Source organism: Zavarzinia sp. (genome assembly GCF_041650655.1).
In the GTDB taxonomy this organism is placed as follows: domain Bacteria; phylum Pseudomonadota; class Alphaproteobacteria; order Zavarziniales; family Zavarziniaceae; genus Zavarzinia.
This window is the reverse complement of the sequence record NZ_JBAZKR010000167.1, coordinates 1-5,744: the sequence shown is the minus strand read 5'-3', so window position 1 is coordinate 5,744 and position 5,744 is coordinate 1. Positions and strand designations below refer to the sequence as shown.

The window sequence follows — 5,744 nt, the reverse complement described above, 5'->3', positions numbered from 1 at the left end:
GCCGGCGGTGAATCTGGTCGCCGAAGAACGCACACTGAAGGGCAGCTACCTCGGCTCGGCCGTGCCGGCGCGCGACATTCCGCGCTACATCGAGCTGTTCAAGGCCGGCCGGCTGCCGGTGGACAAGCTGATCACGCATCGCCTCAAGCTCGACCAGATCAACGAGGGCTTCGACCGCCTGGCCTCGGGCGAGGCGGTGCGCCAGGTCATTCTGTTCGACTGAACGCATGCACTCGAGAACCTACCTCTTCACGTCCGAATCGGTGTCCGAGGGACACCCGGACAAGCTCGCCGACCAGATTTCGGATGCGATCCTCGACGCCTTCCTGAGCCGCGAGGCGACGGCCAAGGTGGCCTGCGAAACCCTCGTCGCCGACAACCTGATCGTCATCGCCGGCGAGTTCAGGACCTCCGACGAGGCCTTGTTCCAGCAAGTTCGCGACCGCGCCGCGGAGATCGCGCGCCAAGTGCTGCGCGATGCCGGCTACAAGGATGCCGCGACCGGCATCGATCCCGATCGCTGCGAAGTGCAGGTGCGCTTCAACCATCAGTCGATCCAGATCAACAAGGGCGTGGTGCACGCCGACGGCACGCTCGGCGCCGGCGACCAGGGCCTGATGTTCGGCTTCGCCTGCGACGAAACCCCGGACCTGATGCCCTATCCGATCTGGCTCGCGCACCGGCTGGTCAGGCGCCAGGCCGAACTCAGGAAATCCGGGGCGCTGCCCTGGCTGCGCCCGGACGCCAAGAGCCAGGTGACCGTGCTCTACGAAGGCCACAAGGTGGCCGGCATCGCCGACGTGGTGATCTCAACGCAGATCGAACGCGGCCTCGACCCGGCATGGGTGACGCACGAAGTCACGCGCGAGATCATCGATCCGCTGGTGCCGGCCAAGCTGCGCACGGCGGACTTCCGCCTCTGGGTCAATCCGGCCGGCCCCTTCGAGATCGGCGGCCCCAACGGCGACACCGGCGTCACCGGGCGAAAGATCATCGTCGACACCTACGGCGGCGCCTGTGCACGGCGGCGGCGCCTTCTCCGGCAAAGACCCGAGCAAGGTCGACCGCTCCGCGACCTACATGGCCCGCTACATCGCGAAGAACATCGTCGCCGCCGGCATCGCGCGGCGCTGCCTGATACAGATCGCCTATGCCATCGGCGTCGCCGACCCGGTGTCGGTGACGATCGACACCCAAGGCACCGGAACCGTGCCCTTCGAGGAGCTCGAAGCCGCGGTGAAGAAAGTCTTCCGCCTGACGCCCTCCGGCATCATCGCAACGCTCGACCTGGTGCGGCCGATCTACCGCCAGACCGCGACCTACGGCCACTTCGGCCGCAGCGACATCGACCTGCGCTGGGAACGGACGGACAAGGTCGAGGCATTGAAGGCGGCGCTGGGCTGACGCCGGAAGAATACGAAGGAGAGCGAGATGCCGGACCCGTCTTCAGTTTCAGTCGACAAGATCCGTCGCCGCCTGCTCGGCATGGGCATTGCGGCCTTGCTGCTTTCCGCCTGCGGCACCACCAGCCTCTATGTCGCCTCGGGCGGCACGGCGACCGAAGCGAAGCAGGTCGTGGCCCTGATCTACGCCCAGGCGCCCGACGCACAGATACAAAAGCTGCCCTACTCCGGCGGCGACCTCACCCGCGCCATCAAGCGTATGCGGGATCGCTACCCGCAGCTCAAGCCCTGGCTGGACCAAGGGGTCATCGGCAACACCGCCAACGGCTTCATCGCCCTGCGCGACCCCGCACGGCGTGATCAGGTGCATGACCTCATGTCAAAGGAGAACTGCGACCGGTCATTGCTCTACCGTGAGGCTTCGGATGCGGTGGGATACGATGACGAGCATCCGGACTGGCTGCCCTACGTGTATTTCACTTTCGGCACCGAGTGGATAGGACAGGGGCCGGCGGGATGGTGGTGGCTGGATGAACGCCGGAAGTGGCAGCAGAAGTAAGGCTGCAGGCGGTCGGGTCGGTCGCCGAGGTAACAGGAGGTCTTCTGCGCAAACGGCAGGTGTCGGGCTGGCGCCCTAGCTGCTCTTCGGCAGCTCGCGCTTGCTGCCGTCGTCGTTGATGGCGACATAGGTCAGCTGCGCCTCGGTGACCTTGACCACCACCGGATTGGCCGGATGGCGCTCGGCGAAGACCTGCACGTCGACGGTGATCGAAGTCCTGCCCACCTTCACCACTTCGGCATAGAAGCTGACGATGTCGCCGACCGAGATCGGCTGCTTGAACAGGAAGGAATTCACCGCCACGGTGGCGATGCGGCCGCGCGCCAGGCGCATCGCCGGTATCGCGCCGGCGACGTCGCATTGCGCCATGACCCAGCCGCCGAAGATGTCGCCGTTGCCGTTCATGTCGGCCGGCATGGGCATCACGCGCAGCACCGGCTCGCGCCCAGGGATCTTCACGCCTTCGTGGCCCATCAACGGCCTCCGCTCTGCAAATAGTTCATCGGACCGCCAGTATAGGGCGCAAAGCCGGTGGCGAAAATCACGCCGGCATCGGCCAGTTCGGCATCCGCCACGACGCCTTCACGCACCAGGCGCTGCGTGGCATCGAGCAGGGGCTTGAGCAGGCGTTGCGCCAGCTCGGGATTCGCCGTGCCGCCAGCGCCGACTCTTTGCGCCTTGCCATCCGCCCACATGTAAAAGCCCTGGCCCGACTTCTTGCCCAGATGCCCGGCGTCGACCAGCTCGACGAGTTTCTTCGGCGTAGTTGACTCGCCGACCAGTTGCCGGCCCGCCGCGATGGCGACATCGAGGCCGACCCTGTCGGCCAGTTCGATCGGGCCCATGGGCATGCCGAAGGCGAGCATCGCGGCGTCGATGCTGGCGGGCGCGATGCCTTCGTCGACGCAGCGCATCGCCTCGTGCATGTAGGGCGCGAGCACGGCATTGACCAGGAAGCCCGGCGAGTCCTTGACCGGCAGCGGCAGCTTGTCGATGCCGCGCACGAAGGCGGCCGCCTTCTGCGCCGCTTCCGGCGCGGTGGCCGCACCGGCCACGACCTCGACCAGCGGCATCGTCGCGACCGGGTTGAGGAAGTGGATGCCGACCAGGCGCGAAGGATCCTTGAGCGTCGCCGCGATGTCGGCGAGCTTCAGCGAAGACGTGTTCGAGGCGAGCAGCGCATCGGGTCTGGCGCGCGCCTCGATGTCCGCGAAGAGCGCCTGCTTGGCTTCCAGGTTCTCGAAAATCGCTTCGATGATCACGTCGGCCTGGCGCACGCCGTCACCCTGCGGATCGGCCATCAGCCGGTCGAGCGCGAGGCGCGCCAGCGTCGCGTCGCGCAGCTTTCGTTCGAGGAATTTCGCGGCGCGGCCGACGGCCGGCGCAATGCGTTCCGCCGACAGGTCCTGCAGCGTCACCGTCATGCCGCGCAGCGCGCACCAGGCGGCGATGTCGCCGCCCATGACGCCGGCGCCGACCACATGCACATGGCGCGGCGCGCCGCCCGAAGCATCCTTGCCGAATCCCTTGAGGCGGTCTTGCAGGAAAAAGACGCGGATCAGGTTGCGCGTGGTCGGATGCTTCACCAGCGCGTCGAGCGAGGTCGGCTTGTCTGCCGGCACTGCCAGCGTGTTGCCGCCGTAGTTCTGCCACTGGTCGATGATCGCCCAGGGCGCCGGGTAGTGCTCGGGGCGCGCGCGCTTCGCCACCTGCTTGCGCGCGCCGCTGGCCACGATGAACTTGAGCGGACCGTTCATGAGCGTCTGCATGAGCGGAAGCTGCGACTGGCGCGGCGGCGTGCCCGAGAGCAGCAGCGTGCGCGCGGCGTCTTCCATGCCGCGCGGCGGCACGCAGGCGTCGGCGAGGCCCATTGACCTGGCGCGTTTGGCGTCGATGGCCTTGCCGGTCAGCATCATGTCCAGCGCCGCCGCCGGGCCGACGACCTGCGGCAGGCGCAACATGCCGCCCCAGCCGGGCACGATGCCGAGCATGACTTCGGGCAGCGCGAACTTGGTGCCGGGTTCGTCGACCGTGATGCGGTAGCGGCAGGCCAGCGCCAGCTCGGTGCCGCCGCCCATGCAGTGGCCGCGCACCAGCGCCAGCGTCGGGTAGGGCACTCCGGCCAGGCGGTTGTACAAGTCCCAGCCGCGCTTGACCAGGGCGCGCGCCTTTTCCGGCGTATCGGACGCGACGAATTCCTCGATGTTGGCGCCGGCGATGAAGCCGGCCTCCTTGGCCGACTTGAAGATCAGGCCCTTGGGCGGATTCGTTTCGCATTGGTCGAGGATCAGGCCGAGCTCGGCCATGACGTCGGCGCCCAATGTGTTGGTCGAGGAATCGGCGGTGTCGAGGACGGCCCAGGCCACCCCGTCGGACTCACGAGCGAGGCGCCAGTGCTTGAAGTTGCTCATTTCAGCGTGTCCTTGTTCCCGTTCGGAATGACGAAGCGGCCGACGATGGCCGGGCGCGCATCGTCATCCACGTGCAGCGCGAAAACACTCCCGGCCGGCCGCGATTCGCTGCGCAAGCTCACTTTGGCGTCGTAGAAGACCGGGCCCTTGATCCAGGTGTCGAGCTGCATCGGCGCATGGTGCGCCGCGTCGAGATGGCCGAGGCACTGCCCGATGGCCCGCTGCGGATGGGTGAAGGCGCCGGCGTAGCCGGCGCGGCGCGCGTACCAGTCGCTCATGTGCAGGGGATTGAAATCACCGGAAAGCTGGCCGTAACGCCAACGGCCATGCGCCGGCATGCGCCATTCGGTGGCCGGCGCTCCGCCCACGCCGGGACTTGCCGCGGGCTCGGCCCGGGCCTCGCCGAAGCGACCGCGGGCATAGAAGGTATTCACGGCTTCCCACACGACTCGGCCCTCCTTCCTCGCCCCGACCCGCAAGTCCATCTCGACGCCCTTTTCGAGCAGGCGCCGCTCGCCTGTGCGCACGGTGAAATCGAACACCGCATCGGGCGCGATCGGCTCGTGCTGGATCATGCGGTTGCGCACCTGGAGCACCCGCCAGATCGGCAGGGGAAACGCCGGATGGCTCAGCACCGCCATCAGCATGGGGAAGCTCACGGTATGCGGATAGAGTATCGAGGCGTGCCCCCGGTCCGGCAGGCCGGACAGCTCGAAGAAATCCGCGATCTCGCGCCGCGACGCGCGATGGCCGGGCCAATGCGCCTGGATGTCGGGCAGTTGTCCGTCGTCCGCGAAGCCGGGCGACGGCCGCGCGAGATTCGAGACGAAGCGCAGTGCGGACGGCTTGGCACGGTACTCGAGCCGGATCGGCGCGGGCATGGCCGGGCCTCAAGCCGTTTCGACGCGCACCGCAGCGAAGGCGGCCATGGTCAGGCGGCGCGCCCGGTGCGCGGCTTCCTGGCGTGCTTGGCCTGGATCGCCGGCAAAAGCGCGGGCAGCGGCGCGCGCAGGCCGCCGATGAGGAAGCTCATCAGGCGGGCGTACAGCGCGTCGGGATCGCTGTCATCGACCGGGCCGAGGATGCGCAGCGCGTCGGCGCCGGAGATGGCGTAGGACAACGCGCCCATCATGAAATGGAAGCGCCAGAGGAACTCCTCCTGCGGCACGTCGGGCAGCGCCTTGAAGAAGGCCGCCTTGAAGCGGGCGATGACTTCGGCGTACTCCTCGGCGAGAAACGTGCGGATGAAATCCGTCGGCTCGGTGTAGGTACGGCCCAGCAGGCGCATGAAGGTCTGGCCGCGGCCCTTGTCGGCGGCCATGCGGATCGCCACGCCGAAGAAAGCCTCGACTATCTGCCGCGGCTTCAGCG

General features: G+C 67.7%; 4 protein-coding genes and 3 pseudogenes. 3 read left to right on the top strand and 4 right to left on the bottom strand.

All coding sequences use genetic code 11. The features are described 5' to 3' along the window. From WC493_RS21350 to WC493_RS21340, 3 genes and pseudogenes are all read left to right on the top strand, one after another. Positions 1-223, top strand: a pseudogene (locus tag WC493_RS21350) (alcohol dehydrogenase); the annotation flags it as partial. Positions 224-227: 4 nt separating this feature from the next. After that, positions 228-1,404 (top strand): annotated as a pseudogene (gene metK, locus WC493_RS21345) (methionine adenosyltransferase). 27 nt (positions 1,405-1,431) lie between these two features. Continuing rightward, entirely contained in the window at positions 1,432-1,962 is a 531-nt protein-coding gene (locus WC493_RS21340; protein WP_373068329.1) for a DUF1318 domain-containing protein, read from the top strand. Positions 1,963-2,037: 75 nt separating this feature from the next. Here the strand turns inward: WC493_RS21340 and WC493_RS21335 are convergent, their stop codons facing one another. The 4 genes and pseudogenes from WC493_RS21335 to WC493_RS21320 form a co-directional block, all read right to left on the bottom strand. Then, positions 2,038-2,436 carry an acyl-CoA thioesterase gene (locus WC493_RS21335; protein WP_373068327.1) on the bottom strand — a complete coding sequence of 133 codons (399 nt, stop codon included), beginning with the start codon at positions 2,434-2,436 and terminating at the stop codon, positions 2,038-2,040. Next, a complete protein-coding gene (locus WC493_RS21330; RefSeq protein ID WP_373068325.1) occupies positions 2,436-4,373 on the bottom strand; it encodes a 3-hydroxyacyl-CoA dehydrogenase NAD-binding domain-containing protein in 1,938 nt (645 codons plus the stop codon). The genes WC493_RS21335 and WC493_RS21330 overlap by 1 nt, the downstream gene beginning before the upstream one ends. Further along, positions 4,370-5,254 carry a hypothetical protein gene (locus WC493_RS21325; RefSeq protein WP_373068323.1) on the bottom strand — a complete coding sequence of 295 codons (885 nt, stop codon included), beginning with the start codon at positions 5,252-5,254 and terminating at the stop codon, positions 4,370-4,372. The genes WC493_RS21330 and WC493_RS21325 overlap by 4 nt, the downstream gene beginning before the upstream one ends. A gap of 50 nt (positions 5,255-5,304) precedes the next feature. Further along, a pseudogene (locus tag WC493_RS21320) lies at positions 5,305-5,744 on the bottom strand (hypothetical protein); the annotation flags it as partial.

What these genes read in the sequence shown, in the direction of transcription:
- WC493_RS21330 (WP_373068325.1), bottom strand. Translation starts at nt 4,373, where the DNA reads ATGAGCAACTTCAAGCACTGGCGCCTCGCTCGTGAGTCCGACGGGGTG.
- WC493_RS21340 (WP_373068329.1), top strand. Translation starts at nt 1,432, where the DNA reads ATGCCGGACCCGTCTTCAGTTTCAGTCGACAAGATCCGTCGCCGCCTG.
- WC493_RS21325 (WP_373068323.1), bottom strand. Translation starts at nt 5,254, where the DNA reads ATGCCCGCGCCGATCCGGCTCGAGTACCGTGCCAAGCCGTCCGCACTG.
- WC493_RS21335 (WP_373068327.1), bottom strand. Translation starts at nt 2,436, where the DNA reads ATGGGCCACGAAGGCGTGAAGATCCCTGGGCGCGAGCCGGTGCTGCGC.